This is a genomic window from Micromonospora deserti (genome assembly GCF_003236335.1).
Taxonomy (GTDB): domain Bacteria; phylum Actinomycetota; class Actinomycetes; order Mycobacteriales; family Micromonosporaceae; genus Micromonospora; species Micromonospora deserti.
Genome location: NZ_POUB01000053.1, coordinates 13,171 through 27,397 on the forward strand (window position 1 = coordinate 13,171; position 14,227 = coordinate 27,397).

Below are 14,227 nucleotides of genomic sequence, written 5' to 3' on the forward strand. Positions count from 1 at the left end.
GGGCGCGCAGCACTCCAGGATCGACTCCCAGGTCGCCGACGCTGGCGTCCCACCCGCCCGGGGACCGCCACGCCGGCGCCGACGAGTGGATCATCGACCCGGCGGGCGGCGGCGCAGCACCGGAGGGGTACCTGGGTGCAGGTGCGTGGCGACTCAGGTACAGTGGTGCCGCCTGCGGGTGTAGTTCAATGGCAGAACATCAGCTTCCCAAGCTGACAGTGCGGGTTCGATTCCCGTCACCCGCTCCACGATCGAGGCCCTGGCCAGGACGTCAGTCCGAGCCGGGGCCTTCGATTTTCCAAGGTCAACGATCATGCGGCGTGCCACTGGCGTGCCATGAGCCTCGATCGGAGGAGCGTGGCTTGCCTGCGAAGCTGAGCCGAGACGAAGCGATCCAACTCGTCGAGCGGATCATGCGACTCGACTGTGCCGACCACGCCGATCTGGCCCTGCCCAATTGCGCACGAGGTCGTTACCAGCCACGGGCAAAGAGTACCGGCCTCAAAGGATGATCTATGCCCAGGAGCGGCCCACTACGCTGCACCCGTGCAGAGTATGACCAAGCGGCGGCTGAGTCCGGATACGCTCGACACGATGCTGCGCGCAGCGATGCGCGTAGGATGCCACGTCGAGGCCGAACTGTGTGACGGCTGGTTCAACACGGCATACCGGATCCGCCTCCACGACGGCCGCGACGCCGTCGTCAAGCTCGCCCCACCTCGGCAGGCGCCGGTGCTGCGGTACGAACGGGGGATCCTGGCCACCGAGGCCCTCGTGTATCGGCTGGCGTCCGCGGTTCCCGGCGTCCCGCTGCCTGAGCTACTCCACGCCGATGAGGAGTTCCTCGTGCTGTCGGCGCTCAGCGGCGCGCCGTGGGACAAGGCACGCGACCACCTGCCGGCCGAGGCCACGCCGGTGTTGCTGCGCGAGCTCGGCCGTATCACCGCTCGCCTACATACCGTAGTCTCGCCCGACGAGCAATTCGGGTACCCGGCGCCCGAGTCCGCGCTTACCGCGAGCACGTGGCGCGAAGCGTTCACTGCGATGGTGACCGCCGTCCTCGCCGACGCGCAGCACTGGCGCTCTCCGCTCGGCATGACCTCAAACGAGGTGCTGGCGCTGGTCGACGCGCACGCCGATGCGCTGGACGACGTGGACACGCCAACACTGGTCCACTTCGATCTCTGGCCCGGCAACATCTTCGTCACCGGCGACGGTAAGCCTCGTATCACCGGGCTGATCGATCACGAGCGCGCGTTCTGGGGAGACGCGGCAGCGGAACTCGTATCCCTGGAGTTCTGCGGCCCGATCGACGCCCACAGCGAGCTCATCGCCGGATACCGCGATGCGGCCGGCCGGCTCCACTTCGACGAGTCACTGACCCGCCGGCTTGCGCTGTACCGCCTGTACCTCGGCCTGATCCTGGTCACCGAATGCGGACCACGCGGCTACGGCCCCGATCACCTCACCTTCTGCCAGGGCATGCTCGCCAACTGGGCCACCGCTCTACGCGACCTGTAACGGCGGGTGCAGAACCGGGTTTGGGACGTAGGGCGCTCCACCTTGTCCCGCCCGGGAGCCTGGAAGGTCTACCACTGCCCGACGAGGAGATCCGCTATCAGCCCGAGCGGCAGGAACCTGGGCGGTCTGGCAACCGCCGGACGAGGGGTTAGCTAATTGAGATCGACCCTTTGTCGTTTGCGGAAGCCATGCTGGCCTGCCGGTCGTAGAGCTCAGCCAACCGTCTCGCCGCGTAATCGGGCTCGGCGGTCCAGCAAGTCGCGGCCTCCCATGCCACGCCGGCCGTACGCAACGCCTGCCGGCTCGTTGCGGCCGGCACTTCGACCTCCTCTGGCACGGATGCGAAGTCAAAGGAGGATAGGTCAACCCGCGCCTCGTCCCAGTCCAGTAACGTCACCCGATCCCCATCAACTCGAATGTTGCTGGCACCGACATCACCATGAACGACGCACTCCGGACCCTGCATTGGCTGCCAGGCGGCGCGGATTGCGTCCACAGCACCAGCTGGCATGGCGTCCAGGCGCACGTCCCCACCACGATCAGTGTTGAGCAACTGCCGGCTGGAGGCGAATCCGGGGCGCTGTGGCCAGCCCGTGGTCAACTCGTGCATCGCGGTCAGCGTGTCGACCACGCGGCGCCAATCCAGGCTGTCACTCGGCTCCCGACCTTCAACGAACTGGCTGACCACCACACCGTCAACATGACGACGCCCATCGTCGGCAACAACCACCCTTGGCACCCCAATGCCGTGTCCAAGGAGGTGTTCGAGAAGGCTCAGCTCCCACGCGAGTGACTCAAACGACCGTTTAGACCGGCGAACCACCAACTGCTGGTTGCCTCGCGACGCAAGCATTACTTCGTTGCGATGACCACCCACCAGGGGACGAACGAGATCAACACCTGCCCAGGCGTCCAGCTGCCACCACCGCGAGACCATCGGCCCATGATGGCACAGCTCAAGATTCCGTCCTGGGCCATCGACGGGCCACAAGGTGGTGTCACCGGAGGCAACACCAGGCCGTGGGAGTTGACGGCCACTGAGGTTGTCGACGTGCCCCGGCCTACCAGCCGATAGAGAGCGGTCCATGCGCTGGACGCGGAAATGAACAGGCGCTCTCTGGGCTGATCCGGAGGCGATGGCGCGAACGGCGATGAGGGCCGGGGACTCGTACTCTCATGGCCATGAGGAGCCGCGCGCCCGTGCTGGTGGCGGTACTCGGCGCGTCTGCCGCGATACTGCTGGTTGCCGTCGGGTGCGCCGCGGCCGCAATCCTGTCCATCAGCGACGGTCCGGGTGAGGTGAGCAAGTGCCAGGAGTCGCTGCATGCCGCGGAGGCGATGGTCCGTACCGACCGCTGGGATCCGCCGGAGGAGATGCCGGATCTCGGCGATTACCCCGAGATTCACTGGCAGGTCCGCGCGCAGGGCAGTCCATGCTCACGGGGGCCAGGTCCGACGGACTGGGCGTACCAGGGTGTGGTCAAGCTGCGTCCGGAGGACGCGCGGCGGTTGGCGGAGCGATACGAGTTCGTGCCGTGGGCGTCTGTCGACCCGGATGAACTTCCCCATTCCAGCAGCCCCGCCGACGCCTGGTCTGCTCTCGTGCCGTTCCTGCCGACCGAGCCGCGGTGGCTGCACAGCAGGTTGTACAACGAGGGGAATCCGTCCCCTCGATGGCGGGTCGCGTTCCTGGATGTCGAGAACCGGACGCTCTTCTTCATGCTGAACGACCACTAGCCTGTCCGGTTTCCATGGTCAGCGCGCTACGCCGCGGTGTGCAGGGCAGGCCATGGACGAGTTGCCAGCCACGGCCCCTACGCCGTACGGCGGTTGGCGCGCATCCAGCTGGTGGCGAAGTCGACCAGGGCCCGCTGACGCATCAGGCGGGCGGTGGCCCCACCGACCCGGCCGAGCGTGGCGCCGCCGGTCGCCTCGAAGTCGGCGCCCAGCCGGGCGAAGTCGCTCTCGTCCGGGACCACGTCGGTCCAGGTGATCCACCGGCTGCTGCCGTCCGGCCGCCGGACCGCCGCGCCCTCGGTGCCGCGCGGCGACTGCTGCCGCCACTCGGCGAGGTGCAGGGACGTGTTCGAGTCGTGCCCACAGCCGAGCAGCAGCACCATGCCGTCCAGCCGGTACACCGCGCCGAGCGGCGAACGGTCGCCGAGTGCGTCGTCGAGGCGGTGCTGGTCGACGATCTCCGCGGCGCGGGCGCCGACGGCGGCGAAGGAGACCTGCGGGTGGTCGCTGCGCTGGGCCGCGGGCCAGGTGCGGACCGTCTCGGCGAGGACGCCCATCCACCGGCTGGGCGTACGCGCCGGGTCGAACCCGGGTGCCTGCTCGCGGATCACCGGCCACCACGCCTGCGGTACGGGCGGGTTGCGCCATCCGGCCGGGTCGGAGTTCTCCGGCGTGTGTGTCGGCACGACCAGGGTGCCATCGGGGCCGAGCACCTCCAACAGCGCCTCCACCACCGCCTGGGTGCCGCCGGCGACGAACCCGATGCTCCGGTACGACGAGTGCACCAGCAGAACGCTGCCCGCCGCCACCCCGAGCCGGCGCAGATCGGTGGCGAGTGACTGGACGGTGTGCGGTGCCGGCTGCTCCATCCGGCGCAGTGTAGGGAGACACCCGCGCCTCGGCGACCGAAAACCGGTCCGCCGGCGACCGGGGTGCGCGGCTGATGATCCTCGGAGGGAGGGCTGCTGGTCGGGGATCCAGCGGCCGAGCCGGCCGGGCGGCCGATGGTGGCACCGGCGCACGGCACATCATCGGGCCGCGCCGCTAGGCTGGCGATCATGCGGATCGGCATCGTGATCCTTCCGGACCAGCGCTGGTCGGAGTCGCAGCGGCGTTGGCGGCAGGCCGACGAGTGGGGCTTCGACCACGCTTGGACGTACGACCACCTGGGCTGGCGGGACCTGGTCGACGGGCCGTGGTTCGACTCGATGACCACGCTCACCGCCGCCGCGACGGTGACTTCCCGGATCCGGCTCGGCACGCTGGTCGCCTCGCCGAACTTCCGCCATCCCGCCGCGTTCGCCCGCCAGGTGACCGCGCTCGACGACGTCTCCGCCGGCCGGGTGCTGCTCGGCCTCGGCGCGGGCGGGATCGGCTTCGACTCGGCCGTGCTCGGCGGGGAGACGCTGCCGCCGCGGCAGCGGGTGGACCGGTTCGCCGAGTTCACCGAGCTGCTCGACCTGGTGCTGCGCGAGGACGGCACCACCTGGCGCGGGGACTGGTTCACCGCGGTGGACGCGCGCAACAACCCGGGCTGCGTGCAGCGGCCCCGGGTGCCGTTCGTGGTGGCCGCCAACGGGCCCCGCTCGATGCGGTTGGTGGCTCGTTTCGGGCAGGGCTGGGTGACCACCGGCCCCGGCGGGGACGACCTGGACAGCTGGTGGGACGGCGTCGCCGAGCTCGCGGCCCGGCTGGACGACACGCTCGCCGCCGCCGGGCGCGACCCGGCCACGCTGGACCGCTACCTGTCGCTGGACTCGGCGCCGGTCTTCTCGCTCAGCAGCGCCCAGTTCTTCGCCGACCAGGTTGGCCGGGCCGCCGCTCTCGGCTTCACCGACGTGGTGACGCACTGGCCCCGGGCCAGCAGTTGGTACGCCGGCGACGAGGCGGTCCTGGTGGAGGTGGCGACCCGACTCCTGCCCGAGCTGCGCCGCGCCTGACCGGGCCGCTCAGGGCACTGCGGGGGCCGGGCGCTCGGGCGCCGGGGCGTCACACCCCGAGGTCGCCGGTGGCGACGCCGCCCTCGCCGCCGGACACCAGCCGGAACCGGATGCAGACGATCGCGGTTTCGCCGGTGACCGGGGTGCCGACGCGCGCCCAGTAGGCCGCGTGCCCGGCCCGCCACTCCTCGACCGAACGGTCACCCTCCCCTTCGGAGCGGGCGAAATCCCAGGTCACCTCGGCGAATGGGACCACCTCGACGCCGGTCACCTCGACCACGCCGGCCAGTTGGTCGTGATCGTCGACGAGGACCAGCCGTTCGCCGACGTGCTCGAGTTCCTCGCCCTCCACGGCGTACTCGGTGAGCAGACCGGCGGTCGCGGTCTTGACCCCGGCGAGCGCCAGGGCGTTGAGGTTCGCCCGCAGCTCGCCCGGGGTGCCGAGGGCGAGCGTGCGCAGTCCACCGATCCGAGGCCACATCCTGCCGAGGTTACCGGCGCGTCGATCACGGCTCGCGGCGATCGCCCCCCCACCGGCGGTCCGTCGGGCGGTACGGTGGGCCAGCGAGAGGCCGGCGCGAGAAGGAGGCGACGATGGCGGACCGCCGTGCGCTGCTCATCCCCGGCCGGGGCTACGACACCCGTTACCCGCTCTTCGTCTACACCGGCGAGGCGCTGCGTCGCTCCGGTTTCGCGCTGCACGCCCTTACCTGGCAGGTGCCGGAGCGGTTCGGGTCGGGCCGTGACGAACCGGCTGCGGCCCTCGGGTGGGTGGCCCAGCAGGTCGCCCCGGCCCTGGCCGAGCCGGCGGACCTGCTGGTCGGTAAGTCGCTCGGCACGCTGGCCGCGCCGCTCGCCGCCGACCGGGGGCTGCCGGCGGTCTGGCTCACCCCGCTGCTGCACCGGCCGGAGGTGGCCGACGCGCTGCGCCGCGCCACCGCGCCGTACCTGCTGGTCGGCGGGACGGCGGATCCGTCGTGGGACGGTGCGCTGGCGCGCCGGCTCACCCCGCACGTGCTGGAGATCGGGGAGGCGGACCACGCGCTGATGGTGCCGGGTCCGCTGGCCCGCTCCGCGGAGGCGCTGGGCCGGGTCTGCACCGCCGTGGAGGAGTTCGTGCGAGCCTCGTGACGGGCGGCTTCGCGGGGCGATCCTGGATCGGCAGCCGGGCCTCGGGTCAAGCCGCCAGGTCGGCGCCGGTCACCAGCCCCTGGACGCGCAGCTCGGCGGCGACCTCCGGCGGGCAGTCGACCACCACGGTGGCGGCGCCGAGCGGCTCGGCTCCCCGCGCGGCGCAGATCTCGTAGAGGGCGCGCACCTGCGCCCCGGTGGCCACCCAGTCGTCCACCACCAGCACCCGGTCGCCCGGGTTGAGGTGCTGCTCCCGCACGGCCAGGTCCACCCGGCGGTCGCGGAAGTCCGGCGGGCTCTGGGCCCAGGTCAGCGGCCCGGCGGGCAGGCGGCCGTCACCGGGTTTGTGCGCCGCCACGAAGCCGACGCCGAGCGCGGTGGCCGCGAGCGGGCCGAGCAGGTAGCCGGTGACCGCCGGGGAGACCACCACCGTGGGTCGGGCGGCCCGGAACGGCGCGACCAGGGCCGGCCCGAGCCGGGCGAGCAGGTTCGCGTCCCGCCACCACCCGGACGCGTCGCTGACCAGGTGGCTGGCGCCGGGACCGGGATCGATCCAGCGGAACAGCTCGACGAGACGTTCGCTCAGCTCAGCGGCCATGCCGTCCATCCTGCGGCAGTGGATCCGCGTCGCGCAGGCCGCCTGCCGCCGGGGCCGCCCGGACCATGGGGGATCGGATGATCGGCTACACGTATCCCCGCAATTGCTCGTATACCACCATGATCACGTTGACTTCGGAAGTACTTCTCTCGTTACGGTCCGACCCGGTTTGTTCAGCTGATGAAAGGACCGGGCCGGTGGCTGGCAGGCACTCCCGTACCCGTAGGTTCTCCTCGCCGGCCGCTGTCGCGGCCACCGCCGCGGTCGGCGTCGCGCTCGCCGTCGGCGGCACCGTCGGCGCCGTCCAGTTGACCTCGGGGTCCGGTCCGGTGCGGCCGGCCGCCGTCGACCTGTCGCCCACCGTGGCGTCGAGCAGCCCGGCCCCGAGTTCCCCAGCCGCCGCCCCGAGCGCCAGCGCGTCGCCGAGCGCCACCGCGAGCCCGACGCCCGCCCGGTCCGCGCAGGCTCCCTCGCGAAGCAAGCCGCGCGCCGCCACGTCGGAGCCGACGGCCACGAAGAAGGCCAGCACGCCCCGCCCCGTGGTGGACACCGGTTCCTGCGGCGCCTCCTTCTACTCGGAGGGGCAGCTCACCGCGAACGGCGAGACGTTCGACCCGTCCGCGCTGACCGCCGCGCACAAGACCCTGCCGTTCAACACGAAGGTGCGGGTCACCAATCCGGCGAACGGCAAGTCCGTGACGGTCCGGATCAACGACCGGGGCCCGTTCATCGAGGGGCGCTGCCTGGACCTGTCGCGGGCCGCGTTCGCCGAGATCGCCTCGCTGGACCAGGGCCACGTCGAGGTCCGTTACGAGGTGCTCGGCTGAGCGTATGTCGGACGGCGATCGGTCCGGCGGCGCGATCCGCCCGGCCAGAACCGCCTCGGACGACGGGCCAGGTTCATTCACCCGTTCACGTCAATCAGGCATGCTGTCCCTCGTACGTACGCAACCCTTCCAGTTGGGCCGCGGCCCGCTGAGCCCCGGATCCCGCGCCGGTCTCGGCGCGGCCCTCGTCCTGCTCGCGATCGTCTCCGCGATGGAGCTGGCGGACGGCCGGACGGCGAACTACATCGCCCTCATGGTGGCCGCGCCGTTCCTGGCCGCGGCGCTGGCGTCCTGGCGGGTGGTGCTCGGCGTGGGGGCCGCCGCCACCGTGCTCGGGGCCGCGTTCGCCCTCGGCGAGCAGAGCGTGTCGCTCTCCACCGCCGTCGCGGTGGGCGGCATCGCGCTGGGCACCGCCATCGCGGGGGCGACCGCGGCGGTACGGCAACGGCAGGCCGAGCAGATCGCCGAACTGTCCAAGCTGGCCGCGGTGGCCCAGCAGGCGGTGCTGCGCCCGCTCGGGCCGCAGGTCGGCACCCTCTCGGTGGCCGCCCGGTACATCTCGTCGACGGCCACGGCGGAGATCGGCGGCGACCTGTACGAGGTGATCGACACGTCGTACGGGGTCCGGATGATCATCGGCGACGTGCGGGGCAAGGGCCTGGACGCGGTCCGGCTGGCGAGCATCGTGCTGGGCTCGTACCGGCACGTGGCGTACGAGCGGGCCGACCTGCGGGCGATCGTGGCCGATCTCGACCGGGCGGTGGCCCGGAGCGTGGGTGACGAGGATTTCGTCACCGCCGCGCTGGTCGAGGAGCGGGGTGGGACGCTCACCATCGTCAACTGTGGTCACCCGCCGCCGCTGCTGCTGCGTCGAGGCGCGGTGATCCCGCTCGAACCGCCGGCCCCGGCCCCGCCGCTGGGCTTCATGCCGGTCGTCCGGCCCCGCGTGGAGCGGCTGGAGCCCGGCGACCGTCTGCTGCTCTTCACCGACGGGCTCGGTGAGGCGCGCCGGGACGGGGAGTTCTTCCCGACCGCGGACCGGGCCTGGCGGCTGCTCGGCCACGGCACCGTCGGCGACGGGCTGGCCTCGCTGGAGACCGCGCTGGTCGAGTGGGTGCACGGCCGCCTCGACGACGACATCGCCCTGGTCCTGATGGAGTACACCGGCCCGCGCAGCGACGCGGCCACCGCGGTCCCGAGTTGGGAGGTCGGCGCGGCGGAGAGCTGACGCGGAGGGTGGTCGGCCGCTGTTCTTCCGCTGGGCGGTACACCATCTGCTCGCCCGCGATCACGCCACGTGGTTCGTGCCGGCGAACGGGTTCCGCGCGCTGGTCGCGCCCCGTGCTGGCCCGGCACCTGGCCGGAACATGAACCAGAGGTGTGTAATCGCTGTCACTTCCTCGATCGGCTTGTCGCGGCTACCCGCGAGTAATACAGTCGGGGTTACTGATCGGTAACACCTGTCCGGAAGCGGGGCCAGCGAGCATGACCCACTACAAGAGCAACCTTCGGGACCTCGAGTTCAACCTGTTCGAGGTCTTCGGGGCGGACCGGGCGTTCGGCCAGGAGCCGTACTCCGACCTCGACATCGACACCGCGCGCAGCTTCCTCGCCGAGGTCGACCGCCTCGCGCGGGAGGACCTCGCGGCCAGCTACACGGACAGCGACCGCAACCCGCCGGTCTTCGACCCGGCCACGCACACCGCGGCGCTGCCGGAGTCGTTCAAGAAGTCGTACCGGGCGTTCATGGAGTCGGAGTTCTGGCGGCTCGACCTTCCGCCGGAGCTGGACGGCACCAACGCGCCGCGGGCCCTGTGGTGGGCGCTCGCCGAGCTGGTGCTCGGCTCGAACGCCCCGGTGTGGATGTACGCATCCGGCCCGTCCTTCGCGCACGTGCTGCACGTCGAGGGCACCGAGCAGCAGAAGAAGTGGGCCAAGCTCTTCATCGACAAGCAGTGGGGCTCCACCATGGTGCTCACCGAGCCGGACGCCGGCTCGGACGTGGGTGCCGGTCGTACCCGGGCGATCCCCCAGCCGGACGGCTCGTGGCACATCGAGGGCGTGAAGCGCTTCATCACCTCCGGCGAGCACGACCTGAGCGAGAACATCGTCCACTACGTGCTGGCCCGCCCGGTCGGCGTCGAGGGCGTGGGCGGCCCGGGCACCAAGGGCCTGTCCCTCTTCGTGGTGCCGAAGTACCACTTCGACGAGAACACCGGTGAGCTGGGCGAGCGCAACGGCGTCTTCGCCACCAACGTCGAGCACAAGATGGGCCTGAAGGTCTCCAACACCTGCGAGGTGACCTTCGGTGAGCACGGTGTCCCGGCCAAGGGTTGGCTGCTGGGTGACAAGCACGACGGCATCCGGCAGATGTTCATGATCATCGAGTACGCCCGGATGATGGTCGGCACCAAGGCGATCGCCACCCTCTCCACCGGCTACCTGAACGCGCTGGAGTACGCCAAGAACCGGGTGCAGGGCGCCGACCTGACCCGGACGGCGGACAAGAGCGCCCCGCGGGTGACCATCACCAACCACCCGGACGTGCGCCGTTCGCTGCTGCTGCAGAAGTCGTACGCCGAGGGCCTGCGGGCCCTGGTCTGCTACACCGCCTCCTGGCAGGACAAGGTCGCCATCGCCGAGGCGGCCGGCGACGAGCAGGCGACCAAGCTCGCCAAGCGGGTCAACGACCTGCTCCTGCCGCTGGTCAAGGGCGTCGGCTCCGAGCGGGCGTACGAGCTGCTCGGCCACGAGTCACTGCAGACCTTCGGCGGCTCGGGCTTCCTGCAGGACTACCCGCTTGAGCAGTACGTCCGGGACGCCAAGATCGACACCCTGTACGAGGGCACCACCGCGATCCAGAGCCTGGACCTGATCTTCCGCAAGATCGTGCGGGACAACGGCAAGGCCCTGATGGCGGTCGCCGGTGAGATCCAGGAGTTCATCGCCACCGAGGGCGGCAATGGCCAGCTCAAGGAGGAGCGGCAGGCGCTCGGCAAGGCGCTCGCCGAGATCCAGAACATCCTCGGCGTGATGACCGGCTGGCTGGGCGAGGCGCAGGGTGGCGACCACCGTGTCCTCTACAAGGTCGGCCTGAGCAGCCGCCGGTTCCTGCTGGCGATCGGCGACCTGGTCGTCGGCTGGCTGCTGCAGAAGCAGGCCGACGTCGCCCTGCGCGCCCTGGCCGGTGAGGTCTCCGCCGCCGACAAGGCGTTCTACACCGGCAAGGTGGCTGCGGCCCGGTTCTTCGCCCGCGAGGTGCTGCCCCGCATCGGCGCCGACCGGCGGATCATCGAGGGCGCTGACCTGGACATCATGGACCTCCCGGAGGAGGCCTTCTGAGTCAGCCGGGCCGCGCCCCGGCGGGGTGAGGTGTACGGCCGGATCGACCCGGCCAGTGACCGCGGAGGGACGGCCGGCGGGCGATGACCCGCCGGCCGTCGTCGTGTTCCCGGGTGCCTTGCCGCACCTCATCGGATCACGAGCGCCGAGCCGCATCGCGGCCGGGCGAACCCCGATCACACAGCGTTGCGACCACCCGCACCAGTCCGGACTTTTCCCCTGGTCAGGGCAGGGGTGTCCGTTTCGGGCGGTTGGCGGCGCTCTGAGGTGACCGGGAGGCTGGCACTCGCGGTGATATCCGTCTCGGCAACGAGACCTCACGCAGCGCAACCGGATTGACCCGCCGAGCGAAGGGTGGCGGACGCCTATTCGGCGGCGTCATCCGGGTATCCCCGCGGTGTGGCGGGTAACCATCCCATGGCCACGTCAGAGCGTGCCCGGAGCCACCGCACGAGGGAGTGCAGCGCACATGGGCATTGGTAGTGGAATCTTCCTGATCGCCGTAGGTGCGATCCTCACCTTCGCCATCAGAGCCAACGTCTGGTGGGTCGACCTGCGCGCCGTCGGCTGGGTCTTCATCCTGGCCGGGCTGGCTGTACTGCTCACCACGCTCTGGTTCTGGCAGGACCGCCGCAAGCGGGCGCGGACCCTGATCGTGGAGGAGAATCGGCTCTCGCACCCGACCGCGATGATGCCGCCACCCCCCGACCCGCCGCCGCCGACCGCGCCACCCTCCTGAGCGGCCGCACCCGGCGGCACCCGAGCCACCTGCCCCGCACCGGCAGGTGGCTCGGCCCGTCTGACGGCGTACGGATATCCGGCGGGGCTCAGCTGCGCGCCGTGTACCGGTCGGTGATGACCGCCCGTCCCGGGCCGAGCTCCGCCCAGTCGGCCGTGGTGCGATGCACCACCACGTCGGCGGTACGCATCCCGTCCTGGTCCGCGCGCTCCGGATCGAGTAGCGCGGAGAGCAGTGAGATGCCCGGGTTGTGGGCGATCAGTAGCACCGTCCGGGCGGTCGGGTCGACCCCGCCGACCAACGCCAGCAGGTCCTCCGGATGCGCCTCGTACGCGTCCGCCTCGTACCGAACGACGGGGGCGGGACCTGCGCTGCCGCCCTCCGGCGGCGAACCGGTCATGCCCATCGCCACGCTGTGCCAGGTTTCCCGGGTACGCCGGGTGGCCGAGCAGAGCACCACGTCCGGCAGCAGTTCGTGCCGGGCCAGCCAGGCCCCCGCCGCGGCGGCGTCGGCGCGTCCGCGGGTGGTCAACGGGCGTTCCACGTCCGGCCTCTCGCCGGGCTGCTCGGCCTTGGCGTGCCGGAGCAGGACCAGCCTCCGTTCCTCCACCCGGGCGTCCGTCATGTCCCCAAGCTTGCCCGATTGGCGATCACCATGCCCGGGTAAGTCGATGGATGCCGCAACCTCACCGATGGCCGCGGCGGACGGAAACGTCAGGTGACAGCCGAGGAGGCGACGAGATGGGCATTGGTGGCAGTATATTCCTGATCGCGCTGGGTGCGATCTTCGCGTTCGCCGTCGAGGCGGACCTGGGCTGGCTCGACCTGGCCGTCGTTGGCTGGGTGCTGATGCTCGCCGGCGTCGCCGGCCTGCTGGCCACCCTCTACTTCTGGAACTCGCGCCGCCGCACGGTGACCCGCCCGGCGCCCGGGGACCGGGTCGTCAGCGAGCGGGTGGTGCCGGCGCAGGAGGACCGGGTCGTGCAGGAGCACCGCGAGGTGCGCCGGCCGGGCCCTGTGGTCTGACCGCCCCGACGACGGTTCGGGGGTCCACCGCAGCCTGGCGGGCCCCGGTCCCGCATCCCGGGGTGCGCCGGCGCTGGTTGGCCAGAGCGGCACCGCACCCGTCAGGCGAAGAGGGCGAAGTAGATGGCGATGTGGTGGCAGATCGCGGCCACCAGGGTGCAGGCGTGGAAGAACTCGTGGTGGCCGAAGACGGTCGGCCAGGGGTTGGGCCGGCGTAGCGCGTAGAAGACGGCACCGACGCTGTAGATGGCGCCGCCGATGATCAGCAGCACCAGGACGGTGACCCCGCCCCGGTGCAGGATGTCGGGGAGCATCGCCACCGACACCCAGCCGAGCGCCAGGTAGAGCGGCGCGGAGACCCAGCGCGGGGCGTGCGGCCAGACCAGCTTGAGCGCAACGCCGGCCAGGGCGCCACCCCACACCAGCGCCAGCATCACTGCGGCGGACCCGGTGTCCAGCAGCAGCAGGCAGAACGGCGTGTACGTGCCGGCGATGAACACGAAGATCATCGAGTGGTCCATCCGGCGCATGATCTGGTAGCCGCGCTCCGACCACACCCGACGGTGGTAGAGGGCGCTGGTGCCGAAGAGCCCGCAGACCGTCAGGCTGTAGATGACGCAGCTCACCAGCGGCGTCCAGCCGGGCCGGCCGGCGGCGATCGAGCAGAGCACGATCCCACAGACTCCGGCGACGAAGAACGCGTACGCGTGCAGCCAGCCGCGCATCCGGGGCTTGCCGATGTCGACCGGCTTGAGGCGAAGCGGTGCGGAGGTCGTCACGATACATAGGTTACGGCAGCGTAGGTTACTTGCAAGTAGTGTCTCCTGTCACGCGGGATGACGGCCCCGGAAAACCCTGCCGTCGGGCGGGATCCGGAAAGATGGCGGGATGCGGATCCGACCCGTCGGGGCGCACGCCCTGCTGCTCGACTGCACCGAGGCGCCACCCGGCGGCGCGACCGGTCCGGACGTCGCCGCCCAGGTGGAGGCGTGGCGGGCCGAGTTGTGGCGCCGCCGGGAGGCCGGTGAGCTGACCGCCGTCGACATCGTGCCGGCCGCCACCACCGTGCTGCTCGACGGCGTACCGGACGCGGCGGCCACGGCGGCGCGGATTGCCGCCTGGGCCCCGCGACCGGCCGCCGCCGCGGCCACCGCCCCGCAGGTCGAGGTCCCCGTCACGTACGACGGGGAGGACCTGCCCGCCGTCGCCGGTCACTGGGGGGTCGAGGTGCCGACGGTGGTACGGCGGTTGCGGGAGACCCAGTTCCGGGTCGCCTTCTGCGGCTTCGCGCCCGGCTTCGCGTACCTCACCGGGCTCCCGCCCGAACTGGCGGTGCCCCGGCTGCCCACCCCCCGCCCCCGGGTGC

At 71.3% G+C, this 14,227-nt stretch carries 16 protein-coding genes and 1 tRNA gene; 11 read left to right on the plus strand and 6 right to left on the minus strand.

All coding sequences use genetic code 11. The features are described from left to right. Window positions 1-174: 174 nt before the first annotated feature. A tRNA-Gly gene (locus C1I99_RS10690) sits at window positions 175-248 on the plus strand. A gap of 307 nt (window positions 249-555) precedes the next feature. Beyond that, entirely contained in the window at window positions 556-1,521 is a 966-nt protein-coding gene (locus C1I99_RS10695; protein ID WP_111134060.1) for a phosphotransferase family protein, read from the plus strand. A gap of 148 nt (window positions 1,522-1,669) precedes the next feature. Here the strand turns inward: C1I99_RS10695 and C1I99_RS10700 are convergent, their stop codons facing one another. After that, the gene (locus tag C1I99_RS10700; RefSeq protein WP_158554043.1) at window positions 1,670-2,458 is read right to left on the minus strand and encodes a phosphotransferase enzyme family protein; all 789 of its coding nucleotides are present in this window, start codon (window positions 2,456-2,458) and stop codon (window positions 1,670-1,672) included. A 263-nt stretch (window positions 2,459-2,721) separates the two neighbouring features. On the opposite strand from C1I99_RS10700, the gene C1I99_RS10705 reads away from it, so the two are divergent. Next, window positions 2,722-3,258: a hypothetical protein gene (locus tag C1I99_RS10705; RefSeq protein ID WP_146603932.1), complete on the plus strand. Its 537-nt coding sequence runs from the start codon at window positions 2,722-2,724 to the stop codon at window positions 3,256-3,258. A gap of 77 nt (window positions 3,259-3,335) precedes the next feature. On the opposite strand, the gene C1I99_RS10710 is transcribed toward C1I99_RS10705, so the two are convergent. Then, the gene (locus C1I99_RS10710) at window positions 3,336-4,127 is read right to left on the minus strand and encodes an AAC(3) family N-acetyltransferase (RefSeq protein WP_111134063.1); all 792 of its coding nucleotides are present in this window, start codon (window positions 4,125-4,127) and stop codon (window positions 3,336-3,338) included. Between the two features lie 135 nt (window positions 4,128-4,262). Here C1I99_RS10710 and C1I99_RS10715 point away from each other — a divergent pair, with 135 nt between their 5' ends. Beyond that, window positions 4,263-5,198 (plus strand): LLM class flavin-dependent oxidoreductase, encoded by a 936-nt coding sequence (locus tag C1I99_RS10715; RefSeq protein ID WP_111134064.1) that lies wholly within the window; start codon window positions 4,263-4,265, stop codon window positions 5,196-5,198. 49 nt (window positions 5,199-5,247) lie between these two features. On the opposite strand, the gene C1I99_RS10720 is transcribed toward C1I99_RS10715, so the two are convergent. Further along, window positions 5,248-5,679, minus strand: a complete 432-nt coding sequence (locus C1I99_RS10720) for an ASCH domain-containing protein (RefSeq protein WP_111134065.1) — start codon at window positions 5,677-5,679, stop codon at window positions 5,248-5,250. Window positions 5,680-5,792: 113 nt separating this feature from the next. Between C1I99_RS10720 and C1I99_RS10725 the strand changes: the two genes are divergently transcribed. Next, window positions 5,793-6,329 (plus strand): alpha/beta fold hydrolase, encoded by a 537-nt coding sequence (locus C1I99_RS10725; protein ID WP_111134066.1) that lies wholly within the window; start codon window positions 5,793-5,795, stop codon window positions 6,327-6,329. 46 nt (window positions 6,330-6,375) lie between these two features. Here C1I99_RS10725 and C1I99_RS10730 read toward each other — a convergent pair whose 3' ends face one another. Then, window positions 6,376-6,927 (minus strand): phosphoribosyltransferase family protein, encoded by a 552-nt coding sequence (locus tag C1I99_RS10730; RefSeq protein WP_111134075.1) that lies wholly within the window; start codon window positions 6,925-6,927, stop codon window positions 6,376-6,378. Window positions 6,928-7,124: 197 nt separating this feature from the next. On the opposite strand from C1I99_RS10730, the gene C1I99_RS10735 reads away from it, so the two are divergent. The 4 genes from C1I99_RS10735 (at window position 7,125) to C1I99_RS10750 (ending at window position 11,835) form a co-directional block, all read left to right on the plus strand. Further along, window positions 7,125-7,754: a septal ring lytic transglycosylase RlpA family protein gene (locus C1I99_RS10735; protein WP_199562075.1), complete on the plus strand. Its 630-nt coding sequence runs from the start codon at window positions 7,125-7,127 to the stop codon at window positions 7,752-7,754. Between the two features lie 100 nt (window positions 7,755-7,854). Then, window positions 7,855-8,982: a PP2C family protein-serine/threonine phosphatase gene (locus C1I99_RS10740; protein WP_111134067.1), complete on the plus strand. Its 1,128-nt coding sequence runs from the start codon at window positions 7,855-7,857 to the stop codon at window positions 8,980-8,982. A 257-nt stretch (window positions 8,983-9,239) separates the two neighbouring features. Continuing rightward, complete coding sequence (locus tag C1I99_RS10745; protein ID WP_111134068.1) at window positions 9,240-11,096, plus strand: acyl-CoA dehydrogenase; 1,857 nt, start codon at window positions 9,240-9,242, stop codon at window positions 11,094-11,096. Between the two features lie 469 nt (window positions 11,097-11,565). Next, the gene (locus C1I99_RS10750) at window positions 11,566-11,835 is read left to right on the plus strand and encodes a DUF6458 family protein (RefSeq protein ID WP_111134069.1); all 270 of its coding nucleotides are present in this window, start codon (window positions 11,566-11,568) and stop codon (window positions 11,833-11,835) included. A gap of 88 nt (window positions 11,836-11,923) precedes the next feature. On the opposite strand, the gene C1I99_RS10755 is transcribed toward C1I99_RS10750, so the two are convergent. Next, on the minus strand, window positions 11,924-12,460 hold the full coding sequence (locus C1I99_RS10755; protein ID WP_111134070.1) for a SixA phosphatase family protein: 537 nt from the start codon (window positions 12,458-12,460) through the stop codon (window positions 11,924-11,926). A gap of 116 nt (window positions 12,461-12,576) precedes the next feature. Here C1I99_RS10755 and C1I99_RS10760 point away from each other — a divergent pair, with 116 nt between their 5' ends. Next, complete coding sequence (locus tag C1I99_RS10760; RefSeq protein WP_111134071.1) at window positions 12,577-12,861, plus strand: DUF6458 family protein; 285 nt, start codon at window positions 12,577-12,579, stop codon at window positions 12,859-12,861. Between the two features lie 101 nt (window positions 12,862-12,962). On the opposite strand, the gene trhA is transcribed toward C1I99_RS10760, so the two are convergent. Further along, window positions 12,963-13,640, minus strand: coding sequence for a PAQR family membrane homeostasis protein TrhA (gene trhA, locus C1I99_RS10765; RefSeq protein ID WP_111134072.1), 678 nt, complete (start codon window positions 13,638-13,640; stop codon window positions 12,963-12,965). 109 nt (window positions 13,641-13,749) lie between these two features. On the opposite strand from trhA, the gene C1I99_RS10770 reads away from it, so the two are divergent. After that, window positions 13,750-14,227, plus strand: a 478-nt coding sequence (locus C1I99_RS10770; RefSeq protein WP_111134073.1) for a carboxyltransferase domain-containing protein, incomplete at its 3' end; no start/stop codon positions are given.